Source organism: Nonomuraea fuscirosea (genome assembly GCF_003001935.1).
In the GTDB taxonomy this organism is placed as follows: domain Bacteria; phylum Actinomycetota; class Actinomycetes; order Streptosporangiales; family Streptosporangiaceae; genus Nonomuraea; species Nonomuraea fuscirosea.
Window position 1 is genome coordinate 212,477 of sequence record NZ_PVNG01000015.1, and the last position, 17,646, is coordinate 230,122.

Here is a 17,646-nt window from a genome sequence, read left to right on the forward strand (position 1 = left end):
CTGCGCAGGCGAACGGGGGCCGACGGTTGTCAGGTGAAGAGAGGGTGGAGGTCGGTGAGCGGGGCCATGCGCGTGACGAAGCCGAAGTGGCCGGCGCGCATCTCCTTGGCCGCGTCCATGAACGAGCGCAGCGCCACCCGGGAGAGCGCTCCGCCGATGCTCACCCGGCGGACGCCGATCTCGGCGAGCTGGGCCAGCGTGATCTCCGGGTCGGCGAAGCCCATCACGACGTTGACCGGTCCGCCGACCGAGGACACCACCGCACGCATCTCGTCGAGCGTGCGCAACCCGGGGGCGTACAGGACGTCCGCGCCCGCCTCCTCGAACGCCCGCAGGCGGCTGATGGTGTCGTCGAGGTCGCCGGCCTGCCACAGCAGGTTCTCGGCTCGCGCGGTGAGGACGAAGGGGATGGGCAGGGCACGGGCGGCCTCGACGGCCGCGTGGACGCGTTCGACGGCGAGCCCGAAGTCGTAGATCGGCGCTCGCGGATCACCGGTGGCGTCCTCGATGGAGGCGCCCACGGCGCCGGCGGCGCAGGCGTCCGCGATCATCGTGGCCGCCTCGGCGGGGTCGTCGGCGTAGCAGTTCTCCAGGTCGGCGTTGACGGGCAGCGGCGTGGCGTCGCTGATGGCGCGGAGGTTGCCGAGGATGGCCTGTCTGCTGGCCCGCCTGCGGCCGAGCTGGTTGGCCACGCCGAGGCTGGTGGTGGCCAGGGCTTCGAAGCCGAGCGAGGCGAGGAGGCGGGCGGTGCCGGGGTCCCAGGGGTTGGGGAGCAGGAGGGGTTCGGGGCGCTCGTGCAGCTCGCGGAAGCGGACGGCCGCGGCGGCCTGGTCGGTCATGGTGGCTTTCCCGTCGTGGTCGTCCCTGGAGGGGTGGGTGGTTCAGGTGCGGGCGGAAAGTCGGGGTGGTGTGGTCCACTGTCCGGCTGCGGGGTTCTGAAGGCAAATGCATAGATCGGATGCTGTTCATCAGGAAAACTGATGGAAGTGATGACGATCGACGAGGTGGTGGCCTTCGTGGCGGTCGCGGAGTGGGGTGGGTTCACCGAGGCTTCGCGGCGGCTCAACCTTTCCCAACCGGCGGTCAGCCGCCGCATCCGCGAGCTGGAACGGTCGGTGGGGGTGCCGTTGTTCGAGCGGGCGGGCCGCCGGGTGCGGCTGACCGGGGCGGGGCGGGCGCTGCTGCCGTACGCGGAGACCGTGCTCGCGACCGTCCGCGATGCCGAGCGGGCCGTCCGTGAGCAGGCCGCGCGGCCGGGCGGGAGCAGGACCTTCGGCCTGGCCATCGTGGGCACCCTGGCCGACTCCCACATCGTGGACGCGCTGCGCGCGTTCGAGTCACGCCACGAGGACGTCTTCGTCGAGCTGACCACCGCGTCGAGCCGCCAGGTCAGCGCGCTCGTCCGGACCGGCGAGGCCTCCCTCGGGCTGCGGTACTTCGCCGACGCCGATCCGCGCCTGGAATCGATCCCGCTCGGGGCGGAGCGGCTGGCGGTCGTCGTCCCGGCCGCGCATCCCGTCACCGCCGGGCGGCTGCCCGATCTGGGGGAGTTGCGCGGCGAGCGGTGGCTCGGGTTCTCGCCGGAACGGGGTCAGCCCGACTCCTTCGGCGCCCTGCTCGACCGGCTCCTGCCGGCGGGCGCGCCGGTGACCAGGGTGGACAGTCTCACCGCGCAGAAGCGGCTGGTGCAGGCCGGGCTCGGGGTGGCGCTCATGCCCACCAGCAGCGTGCGCGAGGAACTGCGGCTCGGCAGCCTGCGGGCGATCGAGATCGACGGGCTGGACGCGCGCCTGCCGGTGGTCGTGATCCGTCGCGGGCGCGGCCACCGGGGGCCGCTCGTCGAGGCGTTCCTGGAGGCGCTGCACGAGCACACTCCCAGCCTGCGGTGAGCGCTATCCTCTCGCCATGATCATGAGGCCGGACCGGCTGGAGCGCGGGCATCCGTTCCGGCAGTGGAAGACGTGGCGGATGCCGGGCACCTCGCTGACCCTCACCGGCTACTCGCGTGCCAACGACAAGACGTTCTTCCACGTGCCTGAGCTGAAGCTGGCGCTCGACGCGGGGCTGGCCGAGGGGCGGCAGGCCGACACGGTGCTGCTGACGCATGCGCATCTCGACCACTCCAAGGACCTCGACTTCCTGGCCACGCGGTCGACCGGGGTCGACATGTACGTGCCGGAGGCGGCGCTGCCGTACGTGCGCGACTATCTGCGCGCGACGACCGAACTCAACCAGGCGGCCGCCTTCGATCCGGCGCTGGCGGCGGGAGCGCGGGTGCACGGAGTGCGGCCGGGCGCGGAGTTCCGCTTCGGCAGGAACGGGTCGCACACGGTACGGGTGCTGGCGACCGAGCACAAGGTGCCCAGCGTCGGGTACGGCGTCGCGGAGAACCGGCGCGCCCTCCTGCCGGAGATCGAGGCGCTGAAGGAGACGCTGGATCCCGGCGCCTTCGGCCGGGCCGTCGCGGACAGGAGGAAGCGGGGCGAGGCGGTCGATCGGCAGGTCCGGCGGCCGTTGTTCGCCTATCTCGGCGACACGCACGCCCGTGCGCTGGGGCGCGGCGGGTGGCTGTCCGAGTATCCGGTGATCATCACCGAATGCACCTATCTGGACGACGCCGAGCTCGATCGGGCGCGGCGCGTGGGGCACACGGTGTGGAGCGAGCTCAAGCCGTACGTGGTCGCCCACCCCGACACGCTCTTCGTGCTGACCCATTTCAGCCTGCGTCACTCGGACCAGGAGGTGCTCGACTTCTTCGAGCGCCAGGACGACGTGGCGAACGTGCTGGTCTGGGCGCACGCCGACAGCCACCTGCCCGAGCAGCACCAGCACTGACCCGTCTTCGTCGGCAAACGGGTCACCTGGGCCCGCCGCACGTGATTCCATGATCACCCATGAAGACAGCCGCAACGACCGGACACCGGCGAGGGGTCAGGCTGCTGCTCGCACTCCTCCCGGTCGTCCTCCTGCTGACCGCCACGGGTCTCTACCAGCTGATGAACGCCCGCAGCTTCCAGCTGGCGGGAGAGCTGACCGACCGCGTGGAGACGAACGAGAAGGTCGTCGCCCTGACCTTCGACGACGGGCCCGACGAGCACACGCGCGAGCTCATCGACGTGCTCGCCGAGCAGCGGGTGCGCGCGACGTTCTTCGTCGTCGGCTCCCAGGTCGAGGCGCATCCCCGGCTGACCAAGGCGCTGGTGGACGCGGGGCACCAGCTCGGCAACCACACCTACAGCCACCGGCGGATGGTCTTCGTGTCGAAGGCCACCGTGGCCGAGGAGATCGAGCGTACGGACCGGGCCATCCGCGCGGCCGGCCAGCAGGGCGACATCGTGTTCCGCCCGCCGACCGGCAAGAAGCTGCTGAGCCTGCCGCTCTACCTGGACGAGCACCAGCGGCACACGGTCATGTGGGACATCGAGCCGGACTCCGGCGCCACCCCCACCGCCGCCGAGATCGTCACGACCGTCCGCGACGAGGTCAGGCCGGGATCGATCATCCTGCTGCACCCCTGGTACGCCGGCGGCGCGGCCACCCGGGAGTCCATCGTGGGGCTGGTCACCGAACTGCGCGAGCAAGGCTACCGATTCGTCACCGTCGCCGAACTGCTCGCCCTGCGACAGCGCTGACCCGCCGTTCATGACACCCGTCAAGGCCGCCGCCGACGGGAAAATTCGGCGTTGTCCGGCGCCGAATCCGCTTTTCTTACGGGCGGCCAGGTGGACAGGGCGATTCGTACAGCAGATATTGGAGGAAAAACGGAGGTGCTTGAATGCGCGCACGCCTGGACCACCTCGTCTGCTGGGTCTCGGATCAGCTCTTATCCCTGCAGTTCTACGAGCAGGTGGTCGGGCTCCCCGGAGTCAGGGCCGAGCAGTTCCGCCATGGGAGGGCGCCTTTTCCGAGCGTGCGAATCTCGCCCGACACCATTCTCGACCTGATGTCCTTTGAGGCCATGCGCGGCGTGGACGAGGCGACCGGTGTACGGGGCAGCGCCGGGCATCCGGTGAATCATTTCTGCCTGGCCGTGAACGAGGAGGACTTCGAGGCGCTCCAGGTACGGCTGAAGCGCCACGACGTGGAGGTCTCCGGAACCAGGACCAATTCCTTCGGGGCCCGCGGAATCGCGCCGGAGATTATTTACTTTCCCGATCCCGATGGGAACGTGATCGAGGTCCGATACTACGAGTGAGCCGGGCGCGCACGACCCGGCGGACCATCGGGCCCATGTCCTCCAGGGCCGTCACCAGCACCGCCAGCTCCTCAAGCGCGTCCAGAGCCTGGGCGGCGCCGTCGGTGTCGACGCCCTCGTACAGCTCCAGCCCGACGAACGCCGCCGCCGTCGCCTTGGCCAGGCCCGACACGTCCGCGAACTCGGCCAGTGGCGAGGTCGCCAGCACCCTGCCGAGCGCCTGCTCCACCTCGCCGATCCAGAGGTTCAGCCCGCCGACCACCGCCGGGGCGAGCTTGCTGTCGGTCTGGCTGCCGGCCAGCAGCTGGGCCAGCGCCGCGACGCTGCCCTCGGCACGCTCCTCCTCGTGGATCGCGCGGCCGAGGTCGAGCAGCTCGCGCAGGGTCGTCACGGCGGCGAAGCGCTCGCGGTAGAGGACCATGCGCTGCTCGCAGCCGCGCTCGACGGCGGCGGCGAGCAGCTGGTCGACGCTGCCGAAGTGGTAGAAGACGAGGGCCTGGTTGACGCCGGCCGCGGTGGCGATCGTCCGGGCGGAGACGCCGGCCATGCCCTGCTTCTTGAGCGTTTCGAGCGCCGCGTCGAGCAGCTTGGTACGTGTGTCGGCCACCAGGTTCCCCGGATCGTCGGGACGGGTCAGCGACGGGCGTCCTCCCGTCTCGGCCTAACGCTAGCGGGCACGCCGTGCTCGGCGACGTCCACGTACGCGGCGGTGAAGGTGCCCCAGTAGCCGAAGATCCGGCCGAGCAGCGGGTTGGAGACGGTCACCCCGATCCTGAAGCGCCCGATCCGGTCGTCGTAGTGCTCGCTGACCACGGCGGTGCCCGTGGCGGCGGACGGGATGCGGACGGCGAGCGGGCCCTCCAGCAGGCGCTGGCGGCCGGATCGGATGACCAGGCCGCCGCGGTCGTCCACGGCGAGCTGGAGCGGGGCCGCGATGTGCTGGTGGCTGCCCAGGTAGTCGAGCACCTGCGCCCGGGTCTCGTCGTAGATCATGGTGGCGTCGAAGCGGCTGTGCGGGAAGGTGCGGACGAAGGTCACGGTCTCGCGTCCGTACGAGTCGGCGTACGGATAGTTCTCGATCCGGAACGGGAGATCGTGGCCGGTCTCCGCGACGAGGATGTTGCGGCGGCGGCCGAGGGCCAGGAACGGCTGGACGACGAGGCCGGCGTTCCAGACGCGGTGCATGACGCCGGTGCCCACGCACGCCTCGCCGCTGTCCAGCCCTACCCGGAAGCGGCGCTGGAGCTGGGGGTGGAGGCGGGCGAAGTCGGGGCCGAGCGCGCGTTCGAAGATCGAGGGCATGGTGGGGTCGCTCCGTTTCCGTACTGGGCGCGGGAGTCGTGATGGTCGGTGGGGTTTCGCGGGGGACGGCGGAGGCAGCGGCGGGCCGCCGGTGTGGTCGGGAGGGGCGGGACGGCGAGGGCGAGTGCGGCGACCGCCAGGACGGCCAGGGGCGGCAGCGCGCAGGCGGCCAGCGCTACGGCGGCCGTGCGCAGGGCGGCCTCGGCCAGGGCCTGGCGCAGGAGGCGTTCGGGGGTCCTGCCGGTCTCCAGCCACAGGCGCAGCCGGTCGAACGACCAGGCCGTGGCCCACCACATCAGGCGGGCGGGCAGGACGTTCGGGCGATAGCGGTAGCCGGTGAGGAAGCGGACACCGCCGCCGGGCGCGGGGAGGTAACGCCAGTAGCCGGAGCCTGAGCGGATGGGGGAGAGCGGGTGGGCCGAGCCGAACCGGAGCGCGGAGGTGCGGCTCCCGGAAGGGCTTTCGGAGCGGCTTCCGATACGGCTTCCGGACAGGCTGCCAGTGCGGCTTTCGGTCGGGCTTCTGGTGAGGCGGCGGCTCCGGGTGGCGAGGCCCGTGCCGGAAATGCCCAGCGTCGTGTAGCGGAGCCGGCCGCCGGGCTTTGCCTGGATCCGGCCGAAGCGCAGGTCCCAGCGCTGGTGCTGGGCCAGGTCCTGGGTGGCCTGCCACACCTCCTCCAGGTCGGCCTTGATCAGGGTCTCGACGTACACGCGCATACTGACACCGCCAGAAGTTGAGCGGACGCTTAATCGCAGACTAGAGCTATTTAAGCAGTCGCTCAAGAGGCTCGGAAGTGTCGGTCGGTTCTGGTACACAGGCGGCATGGGTGTGAGCGTCGATGAGTTCCTGGAGTTGCTGAAGGAGCTGCCCGAGGTCCAGCAGGGCCACGGCGGTGAGTGGGTCGCGCTGAGGGTGCACGGCAAGGGGTTCGGCTATCTGTGGGAGGCGACCGAGACCGTCGGGCTCAAGGCCACGATCGAGGAGCAGATCGCGCTCGTCAGTGAGCGGCCCGAGGTGTTCGAGGTGCAGTTCACGGCGGGGCGGTTCGGCTGGGTGGTGGTGCATCTCGACCGGATCGACGCCGAGGAGCTGTTCGAGCTGATGGCCGAGGCGTGGTGCCTGACCGCGCCCAGGCAGCTCGTCGACGACTTCGAGGCCACCCACCCGATCGGACAGAAGGTGCAAGCGCCGTAATCTCGGGCAACGTGACTTCTGTGAACGTGCGGCCGCGTCCTTGGTCCGACGACGACGCGCCGGTCTGGCTGCGGCCCTGGTCCGAGGAGGACGCGCCCGTCGTGCTGCGTGCCTTCCAGACGCCCGATCTGCGGCCGCAGGCGCCGCTGCCCGTGCTCACGCTCCAGGACGCCGCGGGCTGGATCGCCGCCTGGTCGGGCGTCGGCCACACCTTCGCGGTGACGGTGGGGGAGCGGGTCGTCGGCAACGTCGCGGTGGATCGGATCGACGGCAACGACAACGGATGGGTGTCCTACTGGGTGGTGCCCGAGGCCAGGGGGAAGGGGGTCGCGGCGGCGGCTGTCGAGCTGCTGGCCCGGTGGGCGTTCGACGAGCGCGGGCTCTACCGGCTGGAGCTGGGTCACCGCACGACCAATCCGGCCTCGTGCCGGGTGGCCACCAAGGCGGGGTTCCTGCCCGAGGGGATCGAGCGGGGCAAGCTCAGCGACGAGGGCGTCCGCTACGACGTCGAACGCCACGCCCGCCTCGTGACGGACTGACCGGCCGCACGCCCGTGGCCTGGTCAGGGTGAGTGGGGCTGAACTACCCTTTGCGGGATGGACAGCGCGAGTCTGGCCGCGGCCGGGCTGCTGGCGGCCCTGGGGCGGGCGTCGGAGATCTTCGCGGAGTTACGCCACCCCTTCGTCAGAAGTGAGCGCTTCACCACTTTCCTTCCTCCGGCCGGCGTCCGCGTCGGCGCCGTCTTCACCCTGCCCGACGGCCGCGAGGTGCGCTTCGAGGTGTCCATCGTGACCGGCGGCGACGTCTTCCACGTGGACGGCGGCATCGACGCGGAGGGCGAGCCGCTGCTGGAGCTGCCGCGAAAGAGCGTGCAGGCGATCCAGGACGGACTGGCCGTGTTCGACGACTACGCGGGGGAGGTGGCGGCTCCGGCGGTGCGGTTGATCGACGGTTTGCTCGAAGAATTGTCGGACAACTAGACGAAGAGTGTCTGGTTGTCTGACAATAGGTTCATGAGGAAGGGACCGCTCGCCGTCGTCGGCGCCTCCGTGCTCTGGGGAACCGCGGGCACGGCCGGCCTGCTCGTCACCGCCGACTCCGTGGCCCTGGCCGCCGCGCGGCTGGTGATCGGCGGTGCCGCGCTCGCCCTGCTGGCCGGAGCCGGGCTGCGCCGCGCGGTCAGCCCGGCGCTGCTGCTCGGCGCGGTGGCGGTGGCCGCCTACCAGCTGTGCTTCTTCGCCGCCGTGAGCCGTACCGGGGTCGCGATCGGGACCGTCGTCGCGATCGGCAGCGGGCCGGTGTTCACCGGGCTGCTGTCGTGGCTGCTGCACGGCCGCCGGCCGAGCGGGCGCTGGGCCGCGGCGACCACCGCCGCCGTCTGCGGCTGCGCGGCGCTGATCGCCGGCGGCGGCATCCGAGCAGACGCGCAGGCGGGCGCACGGTCGGGCGCGCAGGCGGGCGCAGAGGCAGGTGCGCAGGTGGCCGCGCAGGGTGGATCGCAGGTGATGGCCGGGATTCTGTTCGCGTTGCTGGGTGGGCTGCTCTACGCGTTCTACGCGGTCACGGCGGCGCGGGCGATCGGGCAGGGCGGTGAGTCCAACGCGGTGATGGGGGTCATGTTCGGCGGAGCCGCGGTGATCATGCTGCCGGTGCTGATGCTGAGCGGGACCGGCTGGATCGCCTCGCCCGGAGCCCTGGCCGCCGTGCTCTACCTCGGGCTCGGCACCACGGGCCTGGCCTACTTCCTGTACGGCCGCGGCCTGCGCACCACCCCCGTGGCCACGGCCGCCACGCTGGCCCTGGCCGAGCCGACCGTCGCCGCGCTGCTCGGTCTGGTGGTGCTGGGCGAGCGGCTGGCCCCGGTCTCGATCGCCGGGCTGGTGCTGCTGGGTCTCAGTTTGGTGGCTGTGGCCGTACCGGAACGTACACCGGAAATGCGGCTAGAGTCGCAGCCGTGACCTTGCCCCTCAGACCCGTCTCCACCGTCGGAGCGCTCGCCGACGCCCTGCGCAGCAGGGTGTTGTCTGGCGAGATCCGGCCCGGCACCGCGCTGCCCGAGCAGGAGATCGCCGCGGCCTACCGGGTGGCCAGGCCGACCGTCCGCGAGGCGCTGGCGGTCCTGGTCAGTGAGGGGGTGCTGCGGCGCGAGCGCAACCGCAGCGCCTATGTCCCCGAGGTGACGCTTTCGGACCTCGAAGATCTCATGTACGTCCGCCGCCCCCTGGAGGACCTGATGGCGCGGGCCCTGACCGGCCGGACGGTGCCGGGAGCGCAGGCCGCGCTCGACCGGATGGCCGCGCTGCCCGCCGACGCGCCCTGGTCGGACATCGTGGGCGAGCACATGGCGCTGCACCAGGCGCTCATCGAGGCGGTCGGCAGTCCGCGGCTGGAGCGGCTCTACGGCGCGCTGGCCGTCGAGACCAGGCTCGGGCTGGTCCGGCTGCGCGCCGTCTACAAGGACAGGGACGTGCTCGTCCGCGAGCACCGCGAGTTGCTGGAGGCCATCGCGAACGGGCCGGAGGAGGTCGCGCGGGCGACGGTGGCGGCGCATCTCAGCCACTCCTGGGGCGGCGAGGAGCGTCCCCCGGGTCCCGCCTGAGCGCCAATGAGCGCGAACCCTTGCGGTGGTGCCCCGTAACTCGCAAGAATCGCGGCCATGCACGGCAATCCGATGCCGGACTCCTACGTGTATGTCACGGAAGAGGGCGTCACTCGTCACTACGCGGACGGTAGCGTCGAAGCCCTCGCCTGGGAGGACGTGGTGGAGGTCCGTGTCGTCACCGAAGCCGGGGAAGACGTCCTCTACATCCTGCTCGACCGCGACGGCGAGGGCTGCGTCGTGCCGCGCTCGGCCACGGACGCCACGTTCCTGGCCCGCCTGCGCTATCTGCCCGACTTCGACCTCGATCGGCTGACGGTGGCGAGCGACTCCGCGCACGACGGCGTCGTGGTCGTCTGGCGCAGCCCCGACCCGCCGTCGGCGCTTCCCGATCTGGAGTACGACTAGCTCTGGTTCGGGAGTTCGGCCGGCTCTACGCCGCGCAGGACCAGCTCTGATCTCGTGTACGACTAGCCGTTTCGCATAACGGTAACCTCCCGAAATATCCTGGCAAAACTCGCATTTCACCTGCGTACTGCTGCCACTGATGGATCGTTCCGTCAACCCCTTCACCCGCCCGGCAATCGTCCGATTGTGGACATTTGACGGTATTTCCCGGGCCGGAATCGATCTTTACTCTTTAGTGGGGGCCGCCGCCCTTGTTGTTCGTGGGAGCTGTCAACCCACGAGGCTCAAGGAACGTCCGGTTATCGCGGTGCACAGAGTTGTCAGGATGGTGTTATGAGGGTGGGGACTGGGGAGTCCGCCGTCGTGCTCCTCGAGGCCGTACCACGCCGCGCGTCGAGCATCTGGACGCGCGCGTACCTACGGCTCCTGTTATCCGGGGACACGATGTGCGCGTTGTTCGCCTGCGTATGCGTGCTGGGTGTGCGGCTGATCGCCGGCGCCTACATCCCCGCGGCCGAGTACGTGCTGGGGTTCGGCCTCGTGGCCGCCTGGCCGCTCGCGCTCATGATGGGCGGCGCGTACCGCCAGCGCGCCAACGGCGAGGGAACGGAGGAGTTCAAGGCGGTGTTCAACGGCGGCGCCGGGCTGATGGCCGCCGTCGCCATCATGGCCTACGCCACGCAGACCGTGATCGCGCGCAGCTTCGTGATGGCCATGCTGCCGCTCGCGCTGCTGGCCACGCTCTACTACCGCTATCGCATGCGCAAGCGGCTCCACCGAAGGAGAGCGGCGGGCGACTACATGCGCCAGGTGATCGCGGTCGGGCACCGGGAGTCGATCCTCGACCTGGTGCTGCAGTTCCGGCGCCAGCCCTATCACGGAATGCGGGTGGTGGGAGCCTGCCTTCCTGACCATGCGATGGACGTGGACCTGGACGGGATCCCGGTGCTGGGATCGTTCGGCGACGTGGCGAGCGTGGTGGAGCGGGAGCGGGCCGACGCGGTGGCCGTGCTGGCCTGCCCCGAACTCGACGGGGCCGCGCTGCGCCGGCTGGCCTGGAGCCTGGAGACGGCGCGCACGGATCTGTTCGTGGCTCCGGCCCTGCTCGACGTGGCCGGGCCGCGCATCAGCATCAGGCCGGTCGCGGGGATGCCGCTGCTGCACGTGGAGCATCCCGAGTTCAACGGCAGCCGGCAGTTCGTGAAGGCCGTGTTCGACCGGATGGGCGCGGGGATCGCGCTGCTGGTCCTGGCGCTGCCGCTGCTGGTGCTGGCGCTGGTGATCCGCCTGACCAGCCCCGGGGGCGCCCTGTTTCACCAGGTGCGGGTCGGCCGAGACGGCAAAGAGTTCCGGGTCGTGAAATTTCGTACGATGGTGGTGGATGCGGAGAGGCTCAAGGGCGCACTCCTCGAAGAGAACGAGTTCGACGGCGTGCTCTTCAAAATTCGGAACGATCCAAGGATCACCCGGGTGGGCGCTTTCCTGCGGAAATACTCCCTCGACGAGCTGCCCCAGCTGCTCAACGTCCTGCGCGGCGAGATGTCCCTCGTCGGCCCTCGCCCCCCGCTGCCGGAAGAGGTGGGCAAGTACGGCGCCGACGTGCGCCGCCGCCTCGTCGTCAAGCCGGGCATGACCGGGTTGTGGCAGGTCAGCGGACGCTCCGACCTGACCTGGGAGGAGTCCGTCCGCCTCGACCTGCGGTACGTGGAGAACTGGTCGCTCATCCTGGACCTGCAGATCCTCTGGAAGACCTGGTCCGTCGTCACCCGTGGAGAAGGGGCGTACTAGCGGTGAAAGCACTCGTGCTCGCCGGGGGGTCGGGCACACGGCTACGACCCATCACGCACACCTCGGCCAAGCAACTGGTCCCGGTCGCCAACAAACCGGTCCTGTTCTACGGCCTGGAGGCCATCGCCGCGGCCGGGATCACGGAGCTGGGCCTGGTGGTGGGCGACACCCACGCCGAGATCGAGGCGGCCGTGGGCGACGGCTCGGCGTTCGGGCTGCAGGTCACCTACCTGCGCCAGCCGGCGCCGCTCGGGCTGGCCCACGCCGTGCTGATCGCCCGCGACTACCTGGGCGACGAGGACTTCGTCATGTACCTGGGCGACAACTTCATCGTGGGCGGCATCAACGACCTGGTGGAGCGGTTCGCCGGGGAACGGCCGGCGGCGCAGATCATGCTCACGAAGGTCGCCGACCCGCGGCAGTTCGGGGTCGCCGAGCTGGACACGGAAGGGCACGTGGTCGGCCTGGAGGAGAAGCCGTCCCGGCCCAAGAGCGATCTGGCGCTGGTCGGCGTCTACCTGTTCGGTCCGGCCGTGCACGAGGCGGTGGCCGAGCTCAAGCCGTCGGGGCGGGGCGAGCTGGAGATCACCGACGCGATCCAGTGGCTGATCGAGGCCGGGCTGCGCGTCGAGTCCTCGGTGATCTCCGGCTACTGGAAGGACACCGGCAATGTCACCGACATGCTGGAGGTCAACCGGCTGGTGCTCGAATCGGTCGAACCCCTGGTCCAGGGGCAGGTGGACGCGGTCAGCGAGCTCATCGGCCGGGTCGCGATCGAGCCGGGGGCGGTGGTCGAGCGCTCCCGCGTCGTGGGCCCGGCCATCGTCGGCGCCGGCGCCAGGATCCAGGACAGCTACATCGGCCCGTCCACCTCGATCGGCGCCTCGTGCACCATCACCGGCAGTGAGATCGAGTACTCGATCGTGCTGCCCAGAGCCACCATCGCCGGGGTCGGCCGGATCGAGTCGTCGCTGATCGGACACGACGTCGAGATCACGTCGGCCCCCAACACGCCCAAAGCCCACCGTCTCGTACTGGGCGATCACAGCAAGGTACAGATCAGTCCATGACAAGAATTCTGGTGACGGGTGGTGCGGGATTCATCGGCTCCCACTTCGTCCGGAGCCTCCGCGAGACGACCCCCGCCGACCCCCCGCCGTTGGATGGGGCCGAACTGGACGTCACCGTTCTGGACAAGCTGACGTACGCGGGCGACCGGGCCAACCTCGACGGGGTCGCGCACACGTTCGTGCACGGGGACGTCTGCGACGCCGAGCTGCTCGCCCGCGTCGTCCCCGGGCACGACCTGGTGGTCAACTTCGCCGCGGAGTCGCACGTCGACCGCTCGATCGAGGGCGCCGCGCCGTTCATGCACAGCAACGTCCTCGGCACCCAGACCCTGCTCCAGGCCTGCCTGGAGGCGGAGGTGCCGAAGGTGGTTCAGGTGTCGACGGACGAGGTGTACGGGTCGATCGACATCGGCTCATGGGACGAGGCCGCGCCGGTGCGGCCGCGCTCGCCGTACGCGGCCTCGAAGGCGGGCGGCGACCTGATCGCGCGCGCCTACGCGATCACGTACGGGATGAACGTCTCGATCACCCGCTGCGGCAACAACTACGGGCCCAGGCAGTACCCCGAGAAGGTCATCCCGCTGTTCATCACGAACCTGCTGCGCGGCAGGAAGGTGCCGCTGTACGGGGACGGCGGCAACGTCCGGGACTGGATCCACGTCCGCGACCACTGCGCGGGCATCCGCCTGGTCGCGGAGCGGGGCGAACCCGGCGAGGTCTACCACATCGCCGGCACGGCGGAGCTGACCAACAAGGAGCTCACCACCCGCCTGCTCGAAGCCTGCGGCCGGGACTGGGACATGGTCGAGTACGTCGCCGACCGCAAGGGTCACGACCGCCGGTACTCCCTGGACGACACCAAGCTGCGCGGCCTCGGCTACCGGCCGAGGGTCCCGTTCGAGCAGGGGTTGAAGGACACCGTCCGCTGGTACGCGGAGCACCGCGACTGGTGGGCGCGATGATCGCTCTTTTATGCCTGGAGGCGGCATGAGGTGGCTCATCACGGGGGCGGGCGGCATGCTCGCGAACGACGCCCTCGACCGGACCGCGCTGACCGGTGAGCCGGTGCTCGCGCTCGGGCGTGGCGAGCTGGACGTGCGCGACCGGCGGGCGGTGCGCGACTTCGTCTCCGCCTACCGGCCCAGGGTCGTGCTCAACTGCGCCGGCTGGACGGCGGTGGACGACGCCGAGGCGAACGAGGCCGACGCGCTGGCGGTCAACGGGACCGCCGTGCGCTGGCTGGCCGAGGCGTGCGACCTCGTGGGGGCGAGGCTGGTCCAGGTGTCCACCGACTACGTCTTCGACGGCACGGCCGCGCTGCCGTACCGGGAGGACGCGCGGACCGGGCCGGTGAACGCGTACGGCAGGAGCAAGCTGGCGGGCGAGGCGGCGGCGCTGGAGCACGGCCACTACGTGGTGCGCACGGAGTGGCTGTACGGCGCGCACGGCGTCAACTTCGTCCGCACGATGATCCGCCTGGCCGGGGAGCGGCCGACCGTGGACGTGGTCGACGACCAGCGCGGGCAGCCGACGTGGAGCGCCGACCTGGCCGACTATCTCGTCCGGCTGGCGCAGTCGGACCTGCCGCCCGGCGTTTACCACGGCACGAGCTCGGGGGAGACGACCTGGTGCGGGTTCGCCAAGGAGATCTTCGCGCTGCTCGGCGAGGATCCGGGACGGGTGCGCCCGGTGCCGTCCGCACGGCTGCCGCGGGCGGCGGTGCGGCCGGCCAACAGCGTGCTGGCCCACACCCGATGGCAGCCGATCAGGCCCTGGCGCGAGGCCCTGCACGCGGCCTGGCCCGTGCTGGCGATGAGCCGTCAGCGGAGCGTGGTGTGATCAGCGTAGAACTCCTCGCACGCGCGGTGGTCCGGCAGCAGCCCGCCGGCCAGCGCCTCCGCGAGGGTGGGCGCCTTGGCGTCCTTCTCCGACAGCACGGGCGCGACGCCGGCCGGCCAGCCGATCGACAGGTCCGGGTCGAGCGGGTGCACCCCGTGCTCGCGAGCCGGCGCGTAGGGCTCGGAGCACAGGTACGCGACCGTGGCGCTCGGGCTGAGCACCATGAACGCGTGCCCCAGCCCCTCGCCGATGAGCACCGCCGTGCGCGACTCGTCGTCGAGCGTCACGGCCTCCCACCGGCCGAACGTGGGCGAGCCCGCGCGCAGGTCCACGACGACGTCCATGACGCTGCCGGACAGGCACATCACATATTTCGCCTGTCCCGGCGGCACGTCGGCGAAGTGCACGCCGCGCAGCACGCCGTGGGCGGAGACGGAGCAGTTGACCTGGGCCAGGTCGAACCGCCGGGGCAGGTCGGCGGCGCGGAAGGCCTCGAAGAACGCGCCGCGGGGGTCGGTGTGGACGCGCGGCGTGTGACGCCAGGCGCCATCGATGCCGAGGGGATCCATGGTCCGACAGTAACGAGATCACCGGCCCCGGCGAAATATCAATCTCTTGGAGCGTGCGAATGATGACTTGCCGGTTATGCGGCTCGGCGGAGCTTGCCAGCGTGGTGGACCTCGGGGCCACACCTCCCTGCGAGCGCATCCTCACCGCCGAGCAGCTGGAAGAGCCAGAGACGACCTATCCGCTGCACCTGCGCGTGTGCACGTCGTGCTGGCTCGCGCAGATCCCGCCGCTGATCACCCCCGAGGACACCTTCACCGACTACGCCTACTTCTCCTCCTACTCCGCCTCCTGGGTCGAGCACGCCCGCGCCTTCGTGGCCGAGCTGGACCCGCGGCCGGACGCGTTCGTGGTGGAGGTGGCCAGCAACGACGGCTACCTGCTGCGGCACGTGGTGGACCGGGGCGTGCGCTGCCTGGGCATCGAGCCGTCGGTGAACGTGGGCGAGGCGGCCAGGGAACGCGGCGTGCCGACGGTGACGGCGTTCCTGACCCCCGAGAGCGCCCGTGCCGTCGTACGGGAGCACGGCACCGCCGATCACGTGGTGGCCAACAACGTCTACGCGCACATCCCCGACGTGATCGGCTTCACCGAGGGCCTGCGCACGCTGGTCGCCGACGACGGCGTGGTCTCGATCGAGGTGCAGCACCTGCTCACGCTGATGCGGCTGAACCAGTACGACACGATCTACCACGAGCACTTCCAGTACTACACGGTCGCCTCCGCCCGGCGCGCCCTGGCCGGCGGCGGGCTGACGCTGGTGGACGTGGAGCTGCTGACCACGCACGGCGGCTCCATCCGGCTGTGGGCCCGCCCCTCGGGCACGCCCTCGCAGCGGGTGGCCGACGTGCTGGCGATGGAGAAGGCGGCGGGGCTGCACGACCTCTCGGGCTACATCGACTTCTCCGAACGGGTGGCCAAGGTCCGGCGGGACCTGCTGACCTTCCTGGTCAACGCGGCCGAGGAGGGCAGCACGGTGGTCGGGTACGGGGCGCCGGGCAAGGGCAACACGCTGCTGAACCACTGCGGGGTTCGGCCCGACCTGCTGGCGTACACGGTGGATCGCAACCCGTACAAGCACGGCAAGTTCACCCCCGGCGCGCGCATCCCGATCTTCCCGCCCGAGCGCATCGCGGCGGACCGGCCCGACTACGTCCTCGTCCTGCCGTGGAACCTGCGGGACGAGCTGATCGAGCAGCTGTCCTACATCCGTGACTGGGGCGGCCGGCTGGTCTTCCCCATCCCCACACTGGAGGTCGTGTGAAGGTCGTCCTCTTCTGCGGCGGGTACGGCACGCGCATGCGTACGGGCGGCTCAGGCGACATGCCGAAGCCGATGCAGCTCGTCGGCCCGAGGCCGCTGATCTGGCACGTCATGCGCTACTACGCGCACTTCGGGCACAAGGAGTTCGTGCTCTGCCTCGGCTACGGCGCCGAGCAGATCAAGAACTTCTTCCTCAGGTACGAGGAGACCGCCAGCAACGACTTCGTCCTGCGCGGCGGCGACGTAGAGCTGCTCGGCAACGACATCTCCGACTGGACGATCTCCTTCATCCACACGGGGGTCGAGTCGTCGATCGGGGAGCGGCTGCGCCGGGTGCGCGAGCACCTGGACGGCGAGGAGATGTTCCTGGCCAACTACGCGGACGTGCTCACGGACGCGCCGCTGCCGGAGATCATCGGCAGGTTCGCCGCGTCGGGGGCGGGCGGCACGCTCATGGCGGTGCCGCCGCCGGGCACCTTCCACTGCGTGGAGGTGGGGGAGAACGGGATGGTCGGCCAGATCACCGCGGTCACCGAAATGCCCTTATGGGTAAACGGCGGATATTTCGTCTTACGTCAGGAAATCTTCGACCACATCCCCGAGAACGGCGACCTGCTCGTGGACGGCTGCAAGGAGCTGGCCAAGCGCGGCCGTCTGATGGCCTACCCCTACCGCGGCTACTGGCGGCCCACCGACACCGTCAACCAGCGCATGGAGCTGGACCGGGCCTACACCCGCGGCGAACGGCCCTGGGCCCTGTGGGAGCGGGTGTGAACCGGCTCTTCCCGGCCGGCCTGCGCCGGATCGCGCTGCTGGCGGCCCACTGCGACGACCTGGCCATCGGCGCGGGCGGCACGCTCCTGGTCATGTGCACCGCCCACCCGGGCATCAAGGTCGACGCGCTCATCCTGTCGGGGGGCGGGACCGTACGCGAGGAGGAGGAACGCACCGCGCTGGCCGCCTTCTGCCCCGGCGCCGACCTGCGCGTCGAGGTGGGCAAGCTGCCCGACGGACGGCTGCCGGCCCACTGGGACGAGGCCAAGGCCGCGGTCGAGGGGCTGCGCCTGCGTACCGAGCCGGACCTGATCCTGGCGCCGCACGCGGGCGACGCGCACCAGGACCACCGGGGGCTGGCCCAGCTCGTGCCCACCGCCTTCCGCGACCACCTCACACTCGGGTACGAGATCGTCAAATGGGACGGCGACCTCGGCCGGCCCAACGCCTACCAGCCGCTCGACCTGGCCCTGGCCGAGCGCAAGGTCAACCTGCTGTGGGAGCACTACCCCTCGCAGCGGCACCGCCCCTGGTTCGACAGGGAGGCATTCCTGGGGCTGGCCAGAATCCGCGGCATCGAGTGTCACGCACGCCATGCGGAGGCGTTCTACCTGCACAAACTCGCCCTAGATCTAGCTGGAGGCTGA

The 17,646-nt window shown here is 70.6% G+C and carries 22 protein-coding genes; 17 read left to right on the forward strand and 5 right to left on the reverse strand.

All coding sequences use genetic code 11. The annotated features are described in order from the left end of the window. Nucleotides 1–29: 29 nt before the first annotated feature. Nucleotides 30–839: an isocitrate lyase/PEP mutase family protein gene (locus B0I32_RS32380; RefSeq protein WP_106246244.1), complete on the reverse strand. Its 810-nt coding sequence runs from the start codon at nucleotides 837–839 to the stop codon at nucleotides 30–32. 141 nt (nucleotides 840–980) lie between these two features. Between B0I32_RS32380 and B0I32_RS32385 the strand changes: the two genes are divergently transcribed. The 4 genes from B0I32_RS32385 (at nucleotide 981) to B0I32_RS32400 (ending at nucleotide 4,195) form a co-directional block, all read left to right on the forward strand. Next, nucleotides 981–1,889 (forward strand): LysR family transcriptional regulator, encoded by a 909-nt coding sequence (locus tag B0I32_RS32385; RefSeq protein ID WP_106246245.1) that lies wholly within the window; start codon nucleotides 981–983, stop codon nucleotides 1,887–1,889. 16 nt (nucleotides 1,890–1,905) lie between these two features. After that, nucleotides 1,906–2,835 (forward strand): MBL fold metallo-hydrolase, encoded by a 930-nt coding sequence (locus B0I32_RS32390; protein ID WP_106246247.1) that lies wholly within the window; start codon nucleotides 1,906–1,908, stop codon nucleotides 2,833–2,835. Between the two features lie 59 nt (nucleotides 2,836–2,894). Further along, nucleotides 2,895–3,632: a polysaccharide deacetylase family protein gene (locus B0I32_RS32395; RefSeq protein WP_106246249.1), complete on the forward strand. Its 738-nt coding sequence runs from the start codon at nucleotides 2,895–2,897 to the stop codon at nucleotides 3,630–3,632. A gap of 143 nt (nucleotides 3,633–3,775) precedes the next feature. Continuing rightward, nucleotides 3,776–4,195 carry a VOC family protein gene (locus B0I32_RS32400; RefSeq protein WP_106246251.1) on the forward strand — a complete coding sequence of 140 codons (420 nt, stop codon included), beginning with the start codon at nucleotides 3,776–3,778 and terminating at the stop codon, nucleotides 4,193–4,195. Here B0I32_RS32400 and B0I32_RS32405 read toward each other — a convergent pair. The 3 genes from B0I32_RS32405 to B0I32_RS32415 are packed head-to-tail and all read right to left on the reverse strand — an operon-like array spanning nucleotide 4,140 to nucleotide 6,213. Further along, the gene (locus B0I32_RS32405) at nucleotides 4,140–4,802 is read right to left on the reverse strand and encodes a TetR/AcrR family transcriptional regulator (protein WP_245956161.1); all 663 of its coding nucleotides are present in this window, start codon (nucleotides 4,800–4,802) and stop codon (nucleotides 4,140–4,142) included. The two genes, B0I32_RS32400 and B0I32_RS32405, sit on opposite strands and share 56 nt — an antisense overlap. 26 nt (nucleotides 4,803–4,828) lie before the next feature. Next, a complete protein-coding gene (locus B0I32_RS32410) occupies nucleotides 4,829–5,497 on the reverse strand; it encodes a DUF4166 domain-containing protein (RefSeq protein ID WP_106246252.1) in 669 nt (222 codons plus the stop codon). Next, nucleotides 5,419–6,213 (reverse strand): hypothetical protein, encoded by a 795-nt coding sequence (locus B0I32_RS32415; RefSeq protein WP_106246254.1) that lies wholly within the window; start codon nucleotides 6,211–6,213, stop codon nucleotides 5,419–5,421. Before B0I32_RS32415 ends, B0I32_RS32410 begins: the two co-directional genes overlap by 79 nt. Before the next feature lie 106 nt (nucleotides 6,214–6,319). Here B0I32_RS32415 and B0I32_RS32420 point away from each other — a divergent pair, with 106 nt between their 5' ends. The 10 genes from B0I32_RS32420 to rfbD all read left to right on the forward strand — a co-directional run bounded on the left by B0I32_RS32420 (nucleotide 6,320) and on the right by rfbD (nucleotide 14,395). Beyond that, complete coding sequence (locus B0I32_RS32420) at nucleotides 6,320–6,691, forward strand: MmcQ/YjbR family DNA-binding protein (protein ID WP_106246256.1); 372 nt, start codon at nucleotides 6,320–6,322, stop codon at nucleotides 6,689–6,691. An 11-nt stretch (nucleotides 6,692–6,702) separates the two neighbouring features. After that, complete coding sequence (locus B0I32_RS32425; RefSeq protein WP_245956162.1) at nucleotides 6,703–7,230, forward strand: GNAT family N-acetyltransferase; 528 nt, start codon at nucleotides 6,703–6,705, stop codon at nucleotides 7,228–7,230. A 57-nt stretch (nucleotides 7,231–7,287) separates the two neighbouring features. After that, nucleotides 7,288–7,671, forward strand: a complete 384-nt coding sequence (locus tag B0I32_RS32430) for a hypothetical protein (protein ID WP_106246257.1) — start codon at nucleotides 7,288–7,290, stop codon at nucleotides 7,669–7,671. 33 nt (nucleotides 7,672–7,704) lie between these two features. After that, a complete protein-coding gene (locus B0I32_RS32435) occupies nucleotides 7,705–8,649 on the forward strand; it encodes an EamA family transporter (protein WP_106246259.1) in 945 nt (314 codons plus the stop codon). After that, nucleotides 8,646–9,290, forward strand: a complete 645-nt coding sequence (locus B0I32_RS32440) for a GntR family transcriptional regulator (protein ID WP_106246261.1) — start codon at nucleotides 8,646–8,648, stop codon at nucleotides 9,288–9,290. Before B0I32_RS32435 ends, B0I32_RS32440 begins: the two co-directional genes overlap by 4 nt. Before the next feature lie 57 nt (nucleotides 9,291–9,347). Beyond that, nucleotides 9,348–9,698 (forward strand): hypothetical protein, encoded by a 351-nt coding sequence (locus tag B0I32_RS32445; protein ID WP_106246263.1) that lies wholly within the window; start codon nucleotides 9,348–9,350, stop codon nucleotides 9,696–9,698. A 333-nt stretch (nucleotides 9,699–10,031) separates the two neighbouring features. Beyond that, nucleotides 10,032–11,486 (forward strand): sugar transferase, encoded by a 1,455-nt coding sequence (locus tag B0I32_RS32450; protein ID WP_106246264.1) that lies wholly within the window; start codon nucleotides 10,032–10,034, stop codon nucleotides 11,484–11,486. 2 nt (nucleotides 11,487–11,488) lie between these two features. Continuing rightward, complete coding sequence (locus tag B0I32_RS32455) at nucleotides 11,489–12,556, forward strand: glucose-1-phosphate thymidylyltransferase (RefSeq protein WP_106246266.1); 1,068 nt, start codon at nucleotides 11,489–11,491, stop codon at nucleotides 12,554–12,556. After that, nucleotides 12,553–13,518, forward strand: a complete 966-nt coding sequence (gene rfbB / locus B0I32_RS32460; RefSeq protein WP_106246267.1) for a dTDP-glucose 4,6-dehydratase — start codon at nucleotides 12,553–12,555, stop codon at nucleotides 13,516–13,518. The genes B0I32_RS32455 and rfbB overlap by 4 nt, the downstream gene beginning before the upstream one ends. Before the next feature lie 25 nt (nucleotides 13,519–13,543). Next, nucleotides 13,544–14,395 (forward strand): dTDP-4-dehydrorhamnose reductase, encoded by an 852-nt coding sequence (gene rfbD, locus B0I32_RS32465; RefSeq protein ID WP_106246269.1) that lies wholly within the window; start codon nucleotides 13,544–13,546, stop codon nucleotides 14,393–14,395. Here rfbD and B0I32_RS32470 read toward each other — a convergent pair. Continuing rightward, the gene (locus tag B0I32_RS32470; RefSeq protein ID WP_106246271.1) at nucleotides 14,377–14,964 is read right to left on the reverse strand and encodes a dTDP-4-dehydrorhamnose 3,5-epimerase family protein; all 588 of its coding nucleotides are present in this window, start codon (nucleotides 14,962–14,964) and stop codon (nucleotides 14,377–14,379) included. The genes rfbD and B0I32_RS32470 overlap by 19 nt on opposite strands. A gap of 62 nt (nucleotides 14,965–15,026) precedes the next feature. Between B0I32_RS32470 and B0I32_RS32475 the strand changes: the two genes are divergently transcribed. From B0I32_RS32475 to B0I32_RS32480, 3 genes are read left to right on the forward strand one after another with little or no spacing between them, the layout of a single operon-like run. Then, nucleotides 15,027–16,226, forward strand: a complete 1,200-nt coding sequence (locus B0I32_RS32475) for a class I SAM-dependent methyltransferase (protein ID WP_281262633.1) — start codon at nucleotides 15,027–15,029, stop codon at nucleotides 16,224–16,226. Further along, nucleotides 16,223–16,999: a sugar phosphate nucleotidyltransferase gene (locus B0I32_RS59050; protein WP_219912108.1), complete on the forward strand. Its 777-nt coding sequence runs from the start codon at nucleotides 16,223–16,225 to the stop codon at nucleotides 16,997–16,999. Before B0I32_RS32475 ends, B0I32_RS59050 begins: the two co-directional genes overlap by 4 nt. Next, nucleotides 16,996–17,646, forward strand: a complete 651-nt coding sequence (locus B0I32_RS32480) for a PIG-L deacetylase family protein (protein WP_219912109.1) — start codon at nucleotides 16,996–16,998, stop codon at nucleotides 17,644–17,646. The genes B0I32_RS59050 and B0I32_RS32480 overlap by 4 nt, the downstream gene beginning before the upstream one ends.

Coding starts and splice junctions, on each gene's coding strand:
- B0I32_RS32410 (WP_106246252.1), bottom strand. CDS start 5,497: ATGCCCTCGATCTTCGAACGCGCGCTCGGCCCCGACTTCGCCCGCCTC.
- B0I32_RS32470 (WP_106246271.1), bottom strand. CDS start 14,964: ATGGATCCCCTCGGCATCGATGGCGCCTGGCGTCACACGCCGCGCGTC.
- B0I32_RS32415 (WP_106246254.1), bottom strand. CDS start 6,213: ATGCGCGTGTACGTCGAGACCCTGATCAAGGCCGACCTGGAGGAGGTG.
- rfbD (WP_106246269.1), top strand. CDS start 13,544: ATGAGGTGGCTCATCACGGGGGCGGGCGGCATGCTCGCGAACGACGCC.
- B0I32_RS32395 (WP_106246249.1), top strand. CDS start 2,895: ATGAAGACAGCCGCAACGACCGGACACCGGCGAGGGGTCAGGCTGCTG.
- B0I32_RS32430 (WP_106246257.1), top strand. CDS start 7,288: ATGGACAGCGCGAGTCTGGCCGCGGCCGGGCTGCTGGCGGCCCTGGGG.
- B0I32_RS32475 (WP_281262633.1), top strand. CDS start 15,027: ATGACTTGCCGGTTATGCGGCTCGGCGGAGCTTGCCAGCGTGGTGGAC.
- B0I32_RS32450 (WP_106246264.1), top strand. CDS start 10,032: ATGAGGGTGGGGACTGGGGAGTCCGCCGTCGTGCTCCTCGAGGCCGTA.
- B0I32_RS32400 (WP_106246251.1), top strand. CDS start 3,776: ATGCGCGCACGCCTGGACCACCTCGTCTGCTGGGTCTCGGATCAGCTC.
- B0I32_RS32380 (WP_106246244.1), bottom strand. CDS start 839: ATGACCGACCAGGCCGCCGCGGCCGTCCGCTTCCGCGAGCTGCACGAG.
- B0I32_RS32420 (WP_106246256.1), top strand. CDS start 6,320: ATGGGTGTGAGCGTCGATGAGTTCCTGGAGTTGCTGAAGGAGCTGCCC.
- B0I32_RS32390 (WP_106246247.1), top strand. CDS start 1,906: ATGATCATGAGGCCGGACCGGCTGGAGCGCGGGCATCCGTTCCGGCAG.
- B0I32_RS32435 (WP_106246259.1), top strand. CDS start 7,705: ATGAGGAAGGGACCGCTCGCCGTCGTCGGCGCCTCCGTGCTCTGGGGA.
- B0I32_RS32445 (WP_106246263.1), top strand. CDS start 9,348: ATGCACGGCAATCCGATGCCGGACTCCTACGTGTATGTCACGGAAGAG.
- rfbB (WP_106246267.1), top strand. CDS start 12,553: ATGACAAGAATTCTGGTGACGGGTGGTGCGGGATTCATCGGCTCCCAC.
- B0I32_RS32385 (WP_106246245.1), top strand. CDS start 981: ATGGAAGTGATGACGATCGACGAGGTGGTGGCCTTCGTGGCGGTCGCG.